The organism is Agrobacterium sp. OT33, assembly GCF_017313365.1.
Lineage (GTDB): Bacteria > Pseudomonadota > Alphaproteobacteria > Rhizobiales > Rhizobiaceae > Agrobacterium > Agrobacterium rhizogenes_A.
Window position 1 is genome coordinate 155,596 of the sequence record NZ_JAFLMZ010000010.1, and the last position, 16,684, is coordinate 172,279.

A 16,684-nucleotide genomic window follows, 5' to 3' on the forward strand; every position below is an offset into this window, starting at 1 on the left:
TGACTGACTGCGCCTTTGCCGTGGCTCGTCCGCGGTTTCGAAACGTGTGGGTCGGATCGATTTCTCCTGACGTGCTGCTGTTCGGACCGGGGTGGGATTTCAAGGTCTCGCTTCCGAACGACCGCACCGTCCGCATACGTGATTCAGGGAGGAGACCAACACGTGGCTTATTCAAGCGCAACTAATCCCTCGCCAACTAAGGCGAGTGCCCGCAGCACATTTGGAATTTTCGGGCAGCTCTGGTTCCAGGTGCTCGCCGGAACCATACTTGGCATTCTTCTGGGACATTTCGCACCGGGCATCGCCATTGCGATGAAGCCATTTGGCGATGCCTTTATCAAGATGATCCGCATGATGATAGGACCGATCATCTTCGTTACGGTTGTTCATGGCATTGCCGGCATGAACGACATGAAAAGTGTCGGGCGCGTTGCGCTCAAGTCGATTATCTATTTCGAGGTCGTCACGACGATCGCGTTGGTTTTCGGGCTTGTCGCCGTCAATCTCTGGAAGCCCGGAGCAGGCATGAACATCGATCCGGCGACACTGGATGCATCGTCGATCAAATCCTACGTAGCGACGGCTCACGACCAGTCGATGACCGCGTACTTCATGGGCATCATTCCTGATAGCTTCGTCAGTGCCTTTACCCAGGGACACGTCCTCCAGGTTCTGTTCATCTCGGTTCTTTTCGGGATCGCACTGGCGTCGATCGGCGAGCGCGGCAAGCCGGTCTTTCATGTGATCGAGAGTGCCTCGCAGGGCTTTTTCAAGATCATCGGTTACATCATGTATTTCGCGCCGCTTGGCGCGTTCGGGGCAATCGCGTTCACCATCGGCCAGTTCGGGACGTCATCGCTGTGGTCTTTGGGTTCTTTGATTATCGAGTTTTTTGTCATCTGTGCCCTGTTCACAGCGATTGTTTTCGGCGGGATTGCCCACTGGTGTGGCGTCAGCCTGTTGCGACTATTCAGCTATCTGTGGGACGAGATCATTATAGTTGCCGCCACGACGTCAACCGAGACCGTCCTGCCACGGCTCATTCAAAAGATGGGCAAGGTGGGCTGCGAGGAATCTGTCGTAGGCTTCGTGGTCCCTGCGGGCTACTCCTTCAATCTCGATGGCACATGCCTCTATTTGACGACGGTCGCCGTTTTTCTCGCCCAGGCAACAAACACGCCTTTGACCATCTGGCACGAGCTTAGCCTGATCGGCGTGCTTCTTTTGACATCCAAGGGAGCGGCAGGTGTTGCAGGTGCGGCTTTTGTCGTTCTCGCGGCCACTTTGAGCACAACGGGTGCTATCCCTGTTGCCAGCATCGCGCTGATCCTTGGTATCCATCGCATTCTGGCCGAAGGCTTAACCTTCGTGAACCTGATCGGCAACGCGCTCGCTTCGATTGTCATTGCCAAATGGGAAGGCAAACTCAACGAGCGGATGTTGGCGGAAACCGTCGGAAATGCGCGTTTGAGACGCGCGCACGGCGTAGCCTAAGACCGGATCCGAAAGCTTTTACACAAAGGAAAACAGAGACATGGGTATAGTTGTTCAAAATATCGAACGGGTTGCAGCCGACATCCTCGACCGGCTCGCCACTGCTGGTGTGGCGACCGTTCACGAGGCGCAGGGGCGCAAGGGGATGCTCGCCAGCTACATGCGTCCAATCTACGCGGGCGCGCAAATTGCAGGTTCGGCAGTGACAATCTCGTCCCCGCCTGGCGACAACTGGATGCTTCACGTGGCAATCGAACAGCTTAAGAACGGCGACATCCTCGTCCTCGCACCGACCTCACCTTGTGACAACGGCTATTTTGGAGACCTTTTGGCAACGTCGGCGGTAGCACGCGGCTGCAAAGGGCTTGTGATCGACGCGGGTGTGCGTGATATCCGCGACCTGACCGCCATGGGCTTTCCGGTATGGTCGAAGGCGATCTCTGCACAAGGTACGGTTAAGGAGACTGTTGGTTCAGTCAATGTGCCGATTGTTTGCGCCGGTGCCCATATCGAGGCGGGCGATATTATCATTGCCGATGACGACGGCGTCTGCGTCGTCAAACGCACGGAAGCCGCGGACGTCCTTGCGGCGGCCGAAAAGCGCCTTGCCAATGAAGAGGCCAAGCGTAGCCGTCTTGCCGCAGGCGAGTTGGGTCTGGATATCTATGACATGCGCCCGACCCTGGAGAAGAAAGGTCTGCGCTATGTATGAGGACGGTATACCCTGCCTTTGGATGCGCGGCGGCACGTCTAAAGGGGCGTATTTTCTGGCCGAGCACCTGCCCGTCGATCCGCCTGAACGCGATGCGCTTTTGCTCCGCATCATGGGCTCGCCGAATCCGCGCCAGATTGACGGTATCGGCGGGGCCGACCCCTTGACGTCCAAGGTCGCCATCCTCTCGCCCTCCAGCCGCGCGGATGCCGATGTCAATTATCTGTTTCTGCAGGTCTTCGTCGATCAGGCGCTGGTCAGTGACGCACAAGGATGCGGCAACATCCTCGCCGGGGTCGGTCCAGCAGCGATCGAGCGCGGTCTGGTGGCGGCGGAGAACGGCCTCACGCAGGTCAGGATCCATATGGTGAATACGGGTGAAGTGGCCGTTGCCAAGGTCGCGACGCCAGACGGACGCGTCACTTATGCCGGCAATACCGAGATCGCCGGTGTGCCCGGGCGACACGCGGCTGTCCCGCTTCTGTTCGAAAACATAGCTGGGTCAATGTGCGGCGCTCTCTTGCCGACCGGAAACGAGGTCGATGTCATCGACGAGATCCCCGCGACATTGATCGATAATGGCATGCCCTGCGTCGTGATGCGGGCGGCAGATTTTGGCCTGAGCGGTTCAGAAAAGCGCGAGGAAATCGAGGCAAATGAAGCGATTAAGTCGCGTATCGAAGCCATCCGATTGAAGGCCGGCCCGATGATGAACCTAGGTGACGTGACGACAGCCTCTGTCCCCAAGATGACACTGGTTTCTGCGGCACAGAATGGCGGTGCGATTTCCACACGCAGCTTCATACCCCATCGTGTCCACGCATCCGTTGGCGTGCTGGCTGCAGTGACAGTAGCCACGGCGACACGTCTCGCGAATAGTCCGGCGGCGGATCTCGCGACGCAGCCGTCAGACGGACGATATCTGATTGAGCATCCGACCGGTGCCATGGAGGTGTTCCTTGATGCTGGACAGGATGGGAAAATCCAAGCGGCTGGCACTGTGCGGACCGCACGTAAGCTATTCGAAGGATTGGTGTTTCCCGCACCTGCCAGCTGAGGCGGAATGGTGTTGTGGCGTCCCCTCGAGGAGGAGCTTTGGGTGATGCTGCAACTAAGATGATAACGATCTTTGAGACGCCCGCCATGTGGGACAAGATAAATGGGAGGAGTAGACATGAGCAGTTTGACAGGATGGATTTGCCGGTACGTTATAATCATGACGATGGTCGGTTCGGCCCTCGGATCCTCCCTTACGCGCACAGCGGCGGCAGAGAACTACCCCAGCCGTGATATCACTTTGGTCCTGCCCTTCGGCCCGGGCGGCATCGCGGACATCACCGCGCGTATCGTCGCAAATGCGCTGGGCAAAAAGCTCGGCCAACAGATCATCATTCTTAACCAACCTGGTGCATCAGGTGCGACGGCTGCCCGAGCCGTTCTCAATGCCGAGCCAGATGGCTACACTCTGGCACTGTTTTCGAATGGCACGGCAATAAGCGTTCCGCTGTTCAAGAAACTGCCGTTTGATCCGGTTGCAGAGTTTGTACCGGTTTCGAGCCTTGCCTATTTCGATTTTGTCTTTGTCACTAAGGCCGACAGCAAGTTCAAAACGCTTGAAGATGTGCTTGATGCCGCCAAGGCTGAGCCGGGTGCACTGAACGTCGGAACGATCAATACGGGGAGCAGCCAGAATCTGGCAGCTGAACTGTTCAAGTCAGTGACAGGCGTTGATTTCACCATTGTCCCGTACAAGGCGACGCCAGATCTGCAGGTCGCACTTCTCGGCGGTGAGCTCGATATGATCATCGACAGCCAGACTGCACTCAAGTCTGCCTTGCAGCAAAACCAGGCCATTGCGATCGCATCGTCTGGGCCGCAGCGGTCCATTCTTACCGTAGATGTGCCGACCGCAACGGAATTGGGTGTGAGCGGCTTCGACGTCACATCGTGGAACGCAATTTTTGCCCCGCAAGGAACCCCGCCAGACATTGTATCGGCGCTGAACGCCGCGCTGATCGAAGTGCTTTCGGATGAGACGGTGCGAAAGCGTTTTGCCGAACTTGGTGTTGAGGCGCGGTCGAGCACCCCGCAAGAGATCGGCAAACGTCTGGCTGATGACATCGCCAAGTGGGGAGCCGTAATCGAGACGGCCAACATCCCAAAGCAGTAAGAACACGCGTGGTTGGTGGTAAGTCGTTTGCATGCGCGTTGCCAGCATGAACATGTTTGGGGTTCGAGCGCCTACGAGCGCGATGTGTCGCTCTTAGACAGCCTTATGGGTTAGAGCGAAAGCTGCCTGCTGTTCCCGGTCCAGTGACCGGGAACAGTGTGAAGGGACAAGTGATCGGATGGAAAGAAACATGGAACCATGCTTTGACATAGCGCATCTGGCGCATGTCGAGATGTATTCGGACAGGTTCGAAGACAGTCTCGATTTCTTCATCAACGTCTATGGTCTAACCCTGACCAACAGGGACGAAAACTCAGCCTATCTGCGGGCGTGGGATGACTATGAATTTCACACGTTAAAACTCACCCGGCACACCACAACCGGTGTCGGTCACATCGCCTACCGGACCTCATCTCCGGAGGCGCTGGCCCGGAGGGTCAAAGTGATCGAAGCAAGCGGGTACCCGGTGATCGGTTGGGTCGATGGTGATCGCGGCCACGGCAAAGCCTTCCGCTTCGCGGACCCGTTCGGGCATGTCTTCGAAATCTACTTTGATACGGTACGCTACCAACCCCCGGTGACGGAAAAACCCAGACTGAAAAATTTGGCGCAACGGTTCCACGGTCGCGGATGCCATCCACGCCGGCTCGATCACCTCAACCTGTTGGCAAGTGACGTTACGGAATTCCGCCGTTTCATGGAAACATGCCTGGGCTCGCGTGTGACAGAAATGATCCAGCTCGACAACGGTCGGCTTGGCGGCTGCTGGTTCACCATCAACAACAAGACCTACGATCTTGCCTGCACCGAGGAGCACGGACGCGGCGATGGTCGGCTGCATCATGTTACCTACGCGACGGATACGCGCGAGGATATTCTAAGGGCAGCGGATATCTTTCTGGAAAACGGGGTCCATATCGAAACCGGGCCACACAAGCATGCCATTCAGGGTACATTCTTCCTGTATGTCTGGGAGCCGGCTGGAAACCGCGTCGAACTCGCCAATTCCGGTGCCCGCTTGATCCTCGCCCCCGACTGGGAACCGGTTGTCTGGACAGAAACGGAGCGCAAGAAAGGCCAGGCATGGGGCCTGAAAACAATCGAGACATTCCATACGCACGGCACGCCACCAGCCGTTTAGTAAGACGCATGATTTCGGTTGGCGGCAACATGATATTGGGGCGCACTCGACGCAAAAAGGTGCTGCAGCGCGAAGGCGCGTCTGAGATTTATGAAATGTCGTCGGGAAAGCAAGTCCCCAACGCCTTACCGGTAGATTTACCGCGCCATCGGGCATAGCCGCCAGGAGCGATAGATCTCGGTGGGTGACTCACAATCTGAACCGCCCCCACGAGGCTGTATACCCGGAAATATCGGAAGGCCCAGGGGGTGGCAGGAATAGCCCTCAAACACGCAGCTTAGATTTTGCGATCAACGAGATGCCGCGCGTTGAAATTGTTTCGGTGAGAGGATCCGGGCGCTCACGGCCGTTGCGTGATCGGAGTGCCTGGGTCGCGCAATTGCGGCAACGTCACGAAGATATGCCAAAACGGCATTTCTGAAAGGCGCATTACGAAACTGGTGATATCTTAGAGTGCTGATATGGTTGCTGGGCGATCTAAGGAGAGCGGTCGCAAGGGAGTTTCCAGGTTTAGGCAATCAAGAATGCAGCGATGCACGGGTCGCACAATGGTGGCGAGGCGGCAGCACGTGCAGGAGGTTATTATGGTATCATCTCGGAATTGGAAAGTTAGTCTGGCCGGGGAAGTCATGGTGAGCAGGCCGTTCAGCATGCATGACGAACCGGAGTTTCAAAAGGTCTGGGAATTGCTGAAAGACGCCGACGTGACTTATGGTCACCTCGAAATGAATTTTGCCGAATATGATGAATTGAAATGGCCTGCACGCGGACAGGGCATCGGCAGCTTCATGATGTCCGACCCTGAAATCGCCAAGGACCTGAAGTGGGCTGGCTTCGACATCATGTCGACGGCACACAATCACAGTTTTGATTTCGGTGCAGAAGGTCTATTCGCCACGAAAAAGCACATGAAGGCGGCCGGCATCGTTACCGCAGGCACGGGTGCCGATCTCGAACTTGCCAGCGAACCCGGATATGTCGAGAAGAAAAACGGACGTGTCGCGCTTGTCTCGACCAGCTCCGGCAACCAGCATTTCATGTGGGCGGGTCATTCCAAAGGCGCACTTCGTGGCCGGCCTGGCGTCAATCCGCAGCGTCTCACGTTCGAGTTCATGCTCGACCAGGAGACGGCCGATCAACTCAAGGCCTTTGGCGATAAGCTCAATATTGCCAAAAAGCCAAAGCACGGCCGGGAGGGCTCCTTCGGGATACAGATCCCGGGTGCACAGCAATGGGGCGATCCGGAATCGTTCTTTGTCGGCGACCACTGCGAAATCATCAGCCGTTGTCACAAGCGCGATCTCGAGCGCAATCTGCGCTCTGTCCATGAAGCGAGGGAAATGGCCGATCTGGTCATCGTCGCGCATCATTTCAGCGTTTCCGACGGTCCGCGTGGCGATACTCCGCCAGGTTTTGTGAAAGAGTTCGCTCGGGCTGTCATCGATGGTGGTGCCGACATTTACGTCGGCCATGGCTGGCACCGGACGCTCGGCATTGAAATCTACAATGGCAAGCCGATTTTCTACGGTGTCGGCAATTTCTTCGCACAGTCGGAATTCATCCAGCGCGTGCCCTATGACAGCTACGATGCATGGGGACACGATGTCGACCGCCTGCAGACACTGACGCCAGCCGCTTATCCACTGCATCCGGGCCTCGATATTCCGGTCGATACATGGTGGAGCTCGGCGATAATCCAACTCGAAATGCAGGACGAAAAGCTGAAACGCATCCTGTTGCATCCGGTCGAAATGGGCCGCGATACGACACCTGACGTTAAGCAGACCCGCCGCACCGGAAACGGCGAACATCACAACACGGAAGGTCGTCCGATCCTGGCAAAGGGAGATGACGCTGTCCGAATTCTTGATCGCTATCGCCGTCTGTCCGAGCCGTTTGGAACGACGATTGTCATCCGGGACGGTGTCGGTGTGATCGAGCTGTAGACAGAAAGACCGAATTGCGGCGGAGGAGGATGCCGCCGCAATTCGACAAGCACGACCAGATTGGCCGGATGAACAACGGCCATGGACACGTAGGGAGGTAAAGAATGCAACAAGCGATCCAATCGGATTTTGATGCGAGCTTTTCGCAGGCGACGGTCGGCTCGCGCGCATTGCTCGACGTTCGCGATCTTACCGTCAGCTTCCCGAATGGTGCCGGTACCACCCAGATCGTCAGGGGCCTCGACTATTCCATCGCCAGGGGCGAGACACTTGGGATCGTCGGCGAAAGCGGTTGCGGCAAGACGATGACATCGCTGGCATTGCTTGGGCTCATTGCTGGAAATGGCAAGGTCGGTGGTACGATCGGTTTTGATGGCCAAAACCTCGCGGCCTTCAGCCAGAAGCAATGGCAGAGACTGCGCGGCCGGCGCATTGCGATGATCTTCCAGGAGCCGATGACGGCGATGAACCCGGTGATGTCGGTAGGCCGCCAGATTAGCGAAGTCCTGGTCAAGCATGAGAATATTTCCAGCAAGGAAGCTGCCAGCCGCGCCGTAGACCTTCTGGATCAGGTGGGTATTCCGTCGCCGGCGCGCAGGGCAGAGGATTATCCGCATCAGTTGTCCGGCGGGATGCGGCAACGCGCCATGATCGCCATGGCGCTGGCGTGTAAACCCGACCTTCTTATTGCTGATGAACCGACGACCGCGTTGGACGTCACCATCCAGGCGCAGATCCTCGACCTGATGCTGACGCTTCAGGACGAGGCAAGGATGTCGATCCAGTTCATCAGCCACAATCTCGCGGTGGTCTCGGAGGTCGCCCACGCGATCATGGTGATGTATGCGGGAAAGGCCGTGGAACACGCACCCTCCCAGGCACTGTTTGAAAATCCACTTCATCCCTATACCCAGGGACTGATCGCGACCCTTCCCGATCCGGACAGACCGGTCAAGCGCCTTTATGTCATTCCCGGGCGGGTCACCTCGGAAGCCATCCCGGGATGTCGCTTTGCCAGGCGCTGTCCACTTGCCGACGATCACTGTCGCGCGGTTGAGCCAGCGCTTCTTGACGTCATTCCCGGCCATCGCGTTGCATGTCACAAGGCAAATCCATGACCAACCTTCTCACGCTCGATCGCATCAATGTCGACATTCCACTAGGCGGCGGCTTTATGAAGCCCAAACTGTGGCTGCAGGCGGTTAACGACGTCTCTCTGACCGTTGCAAAGGGCGAAACCTTGGCACTGGTCGGCGAAAGCGGCAGCGGCAAGAGCACGCTTGGGTTCGTCGTGGCGGGACTGCGAAAGCAGACTGCCGGGTCGGTGACCTTCAACAGCAGCAGGCCAACGCCAGACGGCAGGCCGCCGGTTCAGGTCATCTTTCAAGACCCGTTCTCGGCACTTGATCCACGGATGATGGTCGAAGATATCGTCGCGGAGCCATTGAGGCTGGCGGGCGTCCCTGCGGCAACGCGTAGCGCCCGCGCCATTGAAGTTCTCGGGCAGGTAGGCTTGCCGCCGGAAGCGGCCCGTCGGTATCCGCATCAGTTCTCCGGCGGCCAGCGCCAGCGCATCGCCATTGCGCGTGCCCTGATCGCGGAACCCGAGATGATCGTCGCCGACGAACCGCTCTCGGCGCTGGACGTTTCCATCCAGAGCCAGGTCCTCAACCTGCTCGACGACATAAAGCAGCAGCACGGCATCAGCTATCTTTTCATCAGCCACGATCTTGGCGTCGTTCGCCATCTTGCCGACCGGGTGGCGGTTCTCTATCTGGGCCGTGTGATGGAAATCGCAAGTCGAGATGATCTCTTCGAGACCCCCAGTCATCCTTACACACAAGCTTTGCTTGCTGCCGTGCCGCGGATCGGCAGGGGCAGGCGAAAGCGCGAGCAGCTTCTCAAGGGTGAAATGCCGTCTCCGCTAGCGCCGCCATCGGGCTGCGTCTTCCATACACGCTGTCCCAAGGCTCAGGATATCTGCCGAACGGAAAAACCGCTGCTTTCGCCGGCACCCGGTCGACCCAAGCAACTCTCCGCCTGCCACTTCAAGGATTGAACCGATGTTGAGATATACGATATCGCGTCTTCTCCAAGCGGTCCTCGTCATTTTGGTGATGTCGCTGCTTCTCTTCATGCTGATCGGCCTGATGCCGGGCGATCCGGTCGAAAACATGCTGGAGGGCAACCCCTCGCTGACACCGGAATCCATGGCCCAGATGCGCGCGCTTTACGGCGTCGATCAACCGATCTGGACGCGTTACGGCCACTGGCTGGTTTCGGCCCTTCACGGTGATCTGGGCTATTCGAGCGTTTATTTCCGTCCTGTGATGGATGTCCTGGGCCCAGCCGTCATCCAGACGGCAAAGCTGTTGATCCTGACGGAACTGATCAGCATTCCTCTGGCGATGCTGCTGGGTGCGATCGCTGCGCGCAAGCCCGGTGGCTGGACCGACAGCCTCGTCAGCCTGTTTGCCTTTGCTAGCATTTCGCTGCCGGGCTTCTGGACATCTTTGATCCTGATCATCGTGTTTTCCGTCAAGCTCGGCTGGTTGCCGGCAAGCGGCACGCCGCTGCTGGGTGATGCTTCGCTTGCCGAGCAGCTCTATCACCTGATCCTGCCGGTCACGGTGCTTACCTTCTTCCACGTAGGACCGCTCGTTCGATATGTGCGCGCGTCGATGATCGAGACGCTGAACTCGGACTTTGTCCGCACGGCACGGGCAAAGGGACTATCGGAAACCACGGTCGTCATGCGCCATGCTCTACGCAACGCACTCATTCCTATGGTGACAGTGCTGGCCCTTGGCTTTGGCTCCCTTTTTTCAGGAGCGCTCGTGGTCGAGACCATCTTCGGCATGCTCGGAATGGGCAAGGTCATTTACGACTCGATTAGCAATATCGATTTCAACCTGGCTCTCGTCGGCCTTCTTCTGGCAACCATCGTCACGCTAGTGTCGAGCTTGCTTGCCGACCTTGCCTATGCCTGGCTCGATCCGAGGATTTCGCTGACATGAGTACTGTTACCATTGAAAGCCGGCCGCTGAAGGCCGAGAAGAACTCCGTCTGGAGCATGCGCTGGGATCGTTTTCGGCACAACAAGCTGGCGATGATTTCACTTGTTTTCCTGCTCGTCCTGACAATTGCCTGCGCAATGGCCGGCCCGATCGAATATTTCAGTGGCATTGATGCGAACGCGACCAATCTGCTGAGGCGCTTCAAACCACCGTCAGTCCAGCACTGGCTTGGAACTGACGAAATTGGACGCGATGTGCTGCTCCGTCTGCTGTATGGTGGACAGGTGTCGATCGCGGTCGGGCTGCTGGCTACGCTCATCACCGCAGCCATCGGCATCGCGATCGGCGTCACTGCCGGCTATATCGGTGGTCAGTTCGACAATATCCTGATGCGGATGACAGACTGCATCATAGCGCTTCCGCTGATCCCCGTTCTGATCGTGCTTGGCGCGGTTGATCTCACCAAGCTCGGCCTCAGCCCGGATGCCGCGACCTCGCCAACTGCGGTCTTCCTACGGATTGTCATCATTATCGCCCTGGTAGACTGGACCACCATCGCCAGGATAGGTCGGGCTGGAGCGATCGGCCTGCGGGATGTCGACTATGTCAGGGCGGCGAGCGTCAGCGGTGCCAAGGGTCGCTACAACGTCTTCGTCCATGTGCTGCCCAACATCGCCACGCCGTTGATCGTTGCGATGACGCTTTCGGTCGGACGTATCATCCTGTTTGAATCGACGCTCAGCTTCCTTGGTTTCGGTATCATTCCGCCGACGCCCACCTGGGGCAACATGCTGACCAATGCTCAACAGTTGATAATTTCCGCGCCAATGCTCGCCGTCTATCCCGGTCTGTTGATCTTCGCCACCGTGATGGCGGTCAATTTTGTCGGAGATGGCGTTCGGTCGGCCTTCGATCCACGGGCTGATTCCGGTTCGTCGGGGCATTAAACGTTTAAAACAGAAATCTAGGGAGGAGAACACGATGACGTCTGTGAGATCAACCATCAAGAGATTTGCAAAGGCTGCGCTGACCGGGGTGGCGATAGCGGTTGCCGGCACTTCGAGCGCATCAGCGCAGGCAAACAAGAGCCAGCTTGTCGTTGGGCAGCTCCAGTTTCTGACTAATTTCCACCCGTTGATCCAGGTCAACAACACCAAAAGGCTGGTTGTCACCTATTCGCTTCGGCCGATGACCGCGTTCGATCAGGATGTCGTCAATCAATGCATTCTTTGCGAGACGTTGCCAACCATCGAAAATGGGCTCGCAAAGATCGTTGATTTGCCCGATGGCAACAAGGGCATGAAGGTGACTCTGAAACTGAAGAAGGGGCTGGCCTGGGGAGATGGCCAACCGGTGACGTCAAAGGATATCGTATTCACCTGGAAAATGGCTCGCGACCCGAAGATCGGCTTTTCGAATTATAATTCCTGGGACCGCGCCTCGGCAGTGGATGTTGTCGACGAAAGCACCGTGATCCTGACGCTGCCGCAAATCCTGTCAAGCTACAACTCCTGGGACCAGGTCATTCCCGAGCATCTCGAAGGGCCGGTCTACGCCGCCAATCCGACACTCGAAAGCTACGTGAAGCAGTCTCTTTACAACACTCAGCCGACCAATCCGGGCCTTTGGAATGGCTCCTACCTGTTGAGCGACTATCAGATAGGCACCCGCATCGTCTTCACTCCAAATCCGCATTGGGTCGGTTCAAAGCCGCATCTGCAGCGCATCGTTTTGAGTTATCGCGACAACTCTTCCTCACTCTTGCAGAACCTGCTGGCTGGTTCCGTCGATGCGGTTCCTGTCAGCCCCGGCGGTATTAGCTTTTCGCAAATGCTCGATTTGAGGACACAGCAGCCGACCAAGTTCAATTACCATCTGGACTACGGGACAAACGTCGAGCGCATCGCCGTCAACTTCGAAAATCCAATCCTCAAGATCAAGGCCGTTCGCCAGGCTCTGCTATATGCGATTGACCGCCAGGCCATCAGCGACGAACTTTTCGGCGGCCTGCAACCCGTGGCCAATGGCATTTTGAGTGATCAGAACGTTTATTACAACAAGGACATGACCGTTTATAAATACGACGCGGAGAAGGCGAAAGCCCTTTTGGCGGAGGCGGGATGGAAGCCCGGGGCCGGTGGCATCTGCGTCAACGACAAGGGCGAGCGGCTATCCTTGGAACTGGTTTCGACGGCAGGAAACCAGACGCGTGAACAGATCGCCCAGGTCCTGCAGAGCCAGATGAAGGAGGTCTGCATCGAGATAAAGCCCAACTTCGTTCCACTGCAGGAATTCAATGGCGATATGGCGAGAAAGCGCAAGTTCAAGGCGCTGATCATGTCTTCGATCGACTTTTCGCCCTCCGTCTCCCCGCGTATCGCGCTCGGCTCCGACACCGTGCCCAAGCCTGAAAACAACTTCGTCGGCAACAACTTCTCTGCCTATGCCAGCCCGGAGATGGACAAGGCCATTTCCCAACTTGAAGTCGCGCTTGATCCCCAGGCGACGAAGGATGGATGGGCCGAGGTCCAGAAGATCTTCGCCGAAGATCTGCCGATGCTACCGCTCTACTTTTACCCACGTGCCTATGTTGCCGTTCCGGATCTCGTCAATTTCCGGCAGGGCACGCTCGACCCGCTGCAGATCTGGGCTGAAGAATGGGAGCGGAAATAACGCTGGCACCTGAGAGCTTGTCTGTCGAGCAACACATAAAGCAGGGACTTTCTATGCGGATGAATATAGCCATCCTTGACGATTATATCGGTGTTTCGCAGCAGGTCGCCGATTGGACATCGTTGACCTTCCGTGCCAATGTTGTGGTGTTCGACAGACCGCTCGCCGTTCCGGACGAGGCCGCACGAGCGCTTGCGGACTTCGATGTGATCTGCACTCTGAGAGAGAGAATGCCGATCCCGGCGGACCTTATCACTTGCTTGCCGCGCCTCAAATATATCGTGGTGACCGGAAAGAGATATGACACGGTGGATGTTGCAGCGGCGGCTGCGCGTGGCATTCCCGTTTCCAATACCCCCGTCGTAGGCGCCGGTGCCGGGGGTGTTGCAGAACTCACCTGGGGTCTTATTCTGGCGGCCACGCGGCATATCGCTTCCGAAGATCGGATGATGCGAGATGGCGGATGGCAGCATCAGGCAGGCACGACGATCGGCGGGAAGACGCTCGGCATCCTCGGGCTCGGCGGGCTTGGCCGCCGCGTTGCGGAAATCGGCAAGGTGTTTGGCATGGATCTCGTGGCCTGGAGCCAGAACATGACTGACGAGCAGGCGACTGCGTGCGGCGCGCGGCGCGTGACCAAGGAAGAGTTGTTCGCAACCTCCGACATCATCACGGTACATTTGGCATTGAGCGAGCGTACCCACCGTATCGTTGGCCCGAACGAATTGCGGATGATGAAGAAATCCGCCTATCTCATCAACACGGCGCGCGGTGCAATCATCGACGAGCAAGCGCTCATCGATGTCCTGGCGTCCGGTGCAATCGCCGGTGCTGGACTCGATGTCTTCGAAAACGAGCCGTTACCGATCGACCATCCGTTCCGAAATCTTCCCAATGTGGTGATCACGCCGCATCTTGGCTATTTCACCCGCGAAATGCTGGGAACCTATTACGGCGATGCGATCCGGCTGATCGGATGTTTTCTCGACGGCAAGCCCGACCGCGTGGTCAACATGGTCAAGCCGGAGACCGCGGCGTGAACAATCCTGAAATGTCGATAAAAGTTCGCACATGTCGCTGATACGGCTACTGTCGCGGGGGCAGTTTGCGGTCTATACCGCCGGCAACTGCATTTCGCTTGTCGGAACCTGGATGCAACGGATTGCCTGCAGCCTGGTTGTTTGGGATATGACGCAGTCAGCGGCATGGCTGGGAGTGCTAGCTACAGCTGATCTTCTGCCGACGATCGTTGTTGGACCGCTCGGCGGAGCTGCAGCCGACAGGTGGAATGTTCTCAAACTGAACCAACTTTGCCAGTTCATCCTCGCGGTGATCGCGACACTTGTGGCTGCGCTCATTTATTTCGATCTTTTGTCTCTGTGGAGCCTGATCGGAGCGATCCTGTTTCAGGGCTGCATCATTGCCCTTGGACAACCGGCACGCATGACGATCGTCCAGGAGCTGGTCAGTCGGGACGACGTCCCGAGAGCTGTCGCCATCAATTCGATGAACGTCAATCTCGCCCGACTAATCGGCCCGGCCTTGGCCGGCCTTCTTATTGTACAGTTTGATGTCGTCTGGGTGTTTGTTCTGAATGCCATCGCCACCATCGTCTTTGTTCTGGTCTTGCACCGAATAAAAGCGCCTACAGCGGGCGTTAGGCACCAGCCAGCTGGAAATTTTCTGGTCGAGATCGTTGAGGGCTTCCGATATGTTGCTTCCAATAGCGGCATGCGCCGGATTTTACTCTTGCTTCTCGCAGGAGGAATATTCGTTCGCGCGATTGCGGAAATGCTTCCGGCATTTGCCGCCGGCGTTTCCGCTCCGGCGGCAACCGGCCTCGCCGTGTTGACATCGTCCATGGCATTCGGGTCGGTCACTGCCGGTCTGACCATGAATTCATATATTGTCCCTTCGAAACTGCCGATCCAGGTCACGATGGCATGGCTGTTCGCTGCCCTTACAGCGATCGCCTTTGCTCTCAGCCATTCCTTATGGCTCATGGCGCTCTTTGCCATGGCAATGGGTTATCTAAGCTCGGTCAGCCTTGTGGCGACACAGACCTACATACAACTAGCAGCACCAGCCGGGTTGCGAGGCCGAGCGCTGAGCATTCACGGCCTGATTTTCCGGGCAAGTCCTTCATTGGGTGCTATGATCCTTGGCTTTGCTTCGGATGTCTTTGGCTTGACCATGCCGGTCCTCGCCAGTGCAACAGTCATGATCGTCATCGTGGGGCTGATCGGGCTTTCCTCGGGCAGTTCAAAGTGATGAAGCCTTTACACTCATGATTCTTGCAGCAGACGAAGGCTCAAATCTCGCAATATCCGAAATGCCGCCTCGTGCAATTTGTTGGAAAGCCGGCGCGACGGCAGTACAAGCTGGACGGAAAGAATAAGCTCGGGGCCGATGATCTTGCGCAGGGCCAGACCGTGTCCCGCATCAGGGCCCTTCGATGCGAGAGTGCGTTTAGATGCGACAGTGAAGCCATATCCGTCCCTGGCGAGGTCGAACATCGTGTCGAGAGGATCGAGTTCAAAGACGATATTGAGCTTCTGTCCCATCCGCGCTAGCTCAGAATCGAGTAGCACCCTGGTGCTGTTCGGCCGGCAGGCGATCACCATCGGGAGTGAAGCAAGCGATTCCAGCATGACGGGATCGGTGTCATTGAAAGCACCCTCGCGGCCAATTAGAAAAAGATTTTCGTCCACCAGATCATGGATCTCCAGCATGGCAGACGAGGGGGCGTCATACATGATCGCCATGTCTAGTCGGCCCGATAGGATCCATTCCTGCAACTGGTTAGATCGGCCGTGGACAAGCATCACCTGTGCGTCGGACAACTCGTCCCGAAGCTTGCGAATCAAGGCCGTCGCGATCGCAGTCGAAATCGTGGCGGGCAACCCAATCGCCACCTTGCCGGACTTTCCGGTCCGGGAGTTTTCGATATCTTCATAGGTACGCTCGATCTGTCGCAGAATGCCGCGAGCATTGTCCAGAAGACGCTCGCCGGCTTCGGTAAGTTCAACACCGCGTCCATTGCGGATCAGCAGCCTTTCCTTGAGCTCCGTTTCCAGGTTCTGGACCTGTCTGCTCAGCGCGGGTTGGGCGACGTGTAAAAACGCAGAGGCCCGGCTGAAGCTGCCAAGTTCCGCGACACGTACGAAATAACTGAGCTGCCGAATATCCACGCCGCTGCCTCCGCCAGATATGCCGAAATGATATGTCTGATAGTTATCCAGAACGTCTAGCGATATCAAGCATCCCGTAATAGTTTCTATCATCACGTCAATTCTGGAGGAGATGCGGTGTCGGTTACAGATGACCTTTCGCAACGGGGCGATTTTAAAATTTGGCAGTGTATTTTGTGTGCCTATGTCTACGACGAGGCACTTGGCGATCCCGACGGCGGCGTAGCTCCAGGGACGAAATGGGAGGACGTCCCGGACGACTGGGTCTGTCCTGAATGCGGTGCTCGCAAGAGCGAGTTCGACATGATCGTCGTTGGTTGACGACACAGGGATACGGTGG

The 16,684-nt window shown here is 57.1% G+C and carries 15 protein-coding genes; 14 read left to right on the forward strand and 1 reads right to left on the reverse strand.

What is annotated here, in order from left to right:
* Nucleotides 1-162: 162 nt before the first annotated feature.
* The 13 genes from dctA to JZX88_RS22830 all read left to right on the forward strand — a co-directional run bounded on the left by dctA (nt 163) and on the right by JZX88_RS22830 (nt 15,424).
* A complete protein-coding gene (gene dctA, locus JZX88_RS22770) occupies nt 163-1,494 on the forward strand; it encodes a C4-dicarboxylate transporter DctA (RefSeq protein ID WP_284183938.1) in 1,332 nt (443 codons plus the stop codon).
* Between the two features lie 40 nt (nt 1,495-1,534).
* A complete protein-coding gene (locus JZX88_RS22775) occupies nt 1,535-2,206 on the forward strand; it encodes a 4-carboxy-4-hydroxy-2-oxoadipate aldolase/oxaloacetate decarboxylase (RefSeq protein ID WP_206914826.1) in 672 nt (223 codons plus the stop codon).
* Nucleotides 2,199-3,263: a 4-oxalomesaconate tautomerase gene (locus JZX88_RS22780; RefSeq protein WP_206914827.1), complete on the forward strand. Its 1,065-nt coding sequence runs from the start codon at nt 2,199-2,201 to the stop codon at nt 3,261-3,263. Before JZX88_RS22775 ends, JZX88_RS22780 begins: the two co-directional genes overlap by 8 nt.
* A 117-nt stretch (nt 3,264-3,380) precedes the next feature.
* Nucleotides 3,381-4,376: a tripartite tricarboxylate transporter substrate binding protein gene (locus JZX88_RS22785; protein ID WP_246753528.1), complete on the forward strand. Its 996-nt coding sequence runs from the start codon at nt 3,381-3,383 to the stop codon at nt 4,374-4,376.
* A 190-nt stretch (nt 4,377-4,566) separates the two neighbouring features.
* A complete protein-coding gene (locus JZX88_RS22790; RefSeq protein ID WP_206914829.1) occupies nt 4,567-5,517 on the forward strand; it encodes a VOC family protein in 951 nt (316 codons plus the stop codon).
* Nucleotides 5,518-6,065: 548 nt separating this feature from the next.
* Entirely contained in the window at nt 6,066-7,463 is a 1,398-nt protein-coding gene (locus tag JZX88_RS22795) for a CapA family protein (protein ID WP_246753529.1), read from the forward strand.
* Nucleotides 7,464-7,567: 104 nt separating this feature from the next.
* Nucleotides 7,568-8,581 (forward strand): ABC transporter ATP-binding protein, encoded by a 1,014-nt coding sequence (locus JZX88_RS22800; RefSeq protein ID WP_206914830.1) that lies wholly within the window; start codon nt 7,568-7,570, stop codon nt 8,579-8,581.
* Nucleotides 8,578-9,522: an ABC transporter ATP-binding protein gene (locus JZX88_RS22805; protein ID WP_206914831.1), complete on the forward strand. Its 945-nt coding sequence runs from the start codon at nt 8,578-8,580 to the stop codon at nt 9,520-9,522. Before JZX88_RS22800 ends, JZX88_RS22805 begins: the two co-directional genes overlap by 4 nt.
* A 4-nt stretch (nt 9,523-9,526) precedes the next feature.
* Entirely contained in the window at nt 9,527-10,480 is a 954-nt protein-coding gene (locus JZX88_RS22810; protein ID WP_103660241.1) for an ABC transporter permease, read from the forward strand.
* Entirely contained in the window at nt 10,477-11,427 is a 951-nt protein-coding gene (locus JZX88_RS22815; protein ID WP_206914832.1) for an ABC transporter permease, read from the forward strand. The genes JZX88_RS22810 and JZX88_RS22815 overlap by 4 nt, the downstream gene beginning before the upstream one ends.
* Nucleotides 11,372-13,153, forward strand: coding sequence for a peptide ABC transporter substrate-binding protein (locus JZX88_RS22820; protein ID WP_246753540.1), 1,782 nt, complete (start codon nt 11,372-11,374; stop codon nt 13,151-13,153). The genes JZX88_RS22815 and JZX88_RS22820 overlap by 56 nt, the downstream gene beginning before the upstream one ends.
* A 53-nt stretch (nt 13,154-13,206) precedes the next feature.
* Nucleotides 13,207-14,193: a D-2-hydroxyacid dehydrogenase family protein gene (locus tag JZX88_RS22825; RefSeq protein ID WP_206914833.1), complete on the forward strand. Its 987-nt coding sequence runs from the start codon at nt 13,207-13,209 to the stop codon at nt 14,191-14,193.
* Nucleotides 14,194-14,224: 31 nt separating this feature from the next.
* Entirely contained in the window at nt 14,225-15,424 is a 1,200-nt protein-coding gene (locus tag JZX88_RS22830) for an MFS transporter (protein WP_206914834.1), read from the forward strand.
* A gap of 14 nt (nt 15,425-15,438) precedes the next feature.
* Here JZX88_RS22830 and JZX88_RS22835 read toward each other — a convergent pair whose 3' ends face one another.
* On the reverse strand, nt 15,439-16,344 hold the full coding sequence (locus tag JZX88_RS22835; protein WP_149895998.1) for a LysR family transcriptional regulator: 906 nt from the start codon (nt 16,342-16,344) through the stop codon (nt 15,439-15,441).
* 117 nt (nt 16,345-16,461) lie between these two features.
* Between JZX88_RS22835 and JZX88_RS22840 the strand changes: the two genes are divergently transcribed.
* Complete coding sequence (locus tag JZX88_RS22840; RefSeq protein WP_173995455.1) at nt 16,462-16,665, forward strand: rubredoxin; 204 nt, start codon at nt 16,462-16,464, stop codon at nt 16,663-16,665.
* Nucleotides 16,666-16,684 lie beyond the last annotated feature (19 nt).

Bases quoted from the DNA above. Each gene is read 5' to 3' on its own strand.
- JZX88_RS22775 (WP_206914826.1), top strand. From the start codon at position 1,535: ATGGGTATAGTTGTTCAAAATATCGAACGGGTTGCAGCCGACATCCTC.
- JZX88_RS22780 (WP_206914827.1), top strand. From the start codon at position 2,199: ATGTATGAGGACGGTATACCCTGCCTTTGGATGCGCGGCGGCACGTCT.
- JZX88_RS22785 (WP_246753528.1), top strand. From the start codon at position 3,381: ATGAGCAGTTTGACAGGATGGATTTGCCGGTACGTTATAATCATGACG.
- JZX88_RS22790 (WP_206914829.1), top strand. From the start codon at position 4,567: ATGGAACCATGCTTTGACATAGCGCATCTGGCGCATGTCGAGATGTAT.
- JZX88_RS22795 (WP_246753529.1), top strand. From the start codon at position 6,066: ATGGTGGCGAGGCGGCAGCACGTGCAGGAGGTTATTATGGTATCATCT.
- JZX88_RS22800 (WP_206914830.1), top strand. From the start codon at position 7,568: ATGCAACAAGCGATCCAATCGGATTTTGATGCGAGCTTTTCGCAGGCG.
- JZX88_RS22805 (WP_206914831.1), top strand. From the start codon at position 8,578: ATGACCAACCTTCTCACGCTCGATCGCATCAATGTCGACATTCCACTA.
- JZX88_RS22810 (WP_103660241.1), top strand. From the start codon at position 9,527: ATGTTGAGATATACGATATCGCGTCTTCTCCAAGCGGTCCTCGTCATT.
- JZX88_RS22815 (WP_206914832.1), top strand. From the start codon at position 10,477: ATGAGTACTGTTACCATTGAAAGCCGGCCGCTGAAGGCCGAGAAGAAC.
- JZX88_RS22820 (WP_246753540.1), top strand. From the start codon at position 11,372: ATGGCGTTCGGTCGGCCTTCGATCCACGGGCTGATTCCGGTTCGTCGG.
- JZX88_RS22825 (WP_206914833.1), top strand. From the start codon at position 13,207: ATGCGGATGAATATAGCCATCCTTGACGATTATATCGGTGTTTCGCAG.
- JZX88_RS22830 (WP_206914834.1), top strand. From the start codon at position 14,225: ATGTCGCTGATACGGCTACTGTCGCGGGGGCAGTTTGCGGTCTATACC.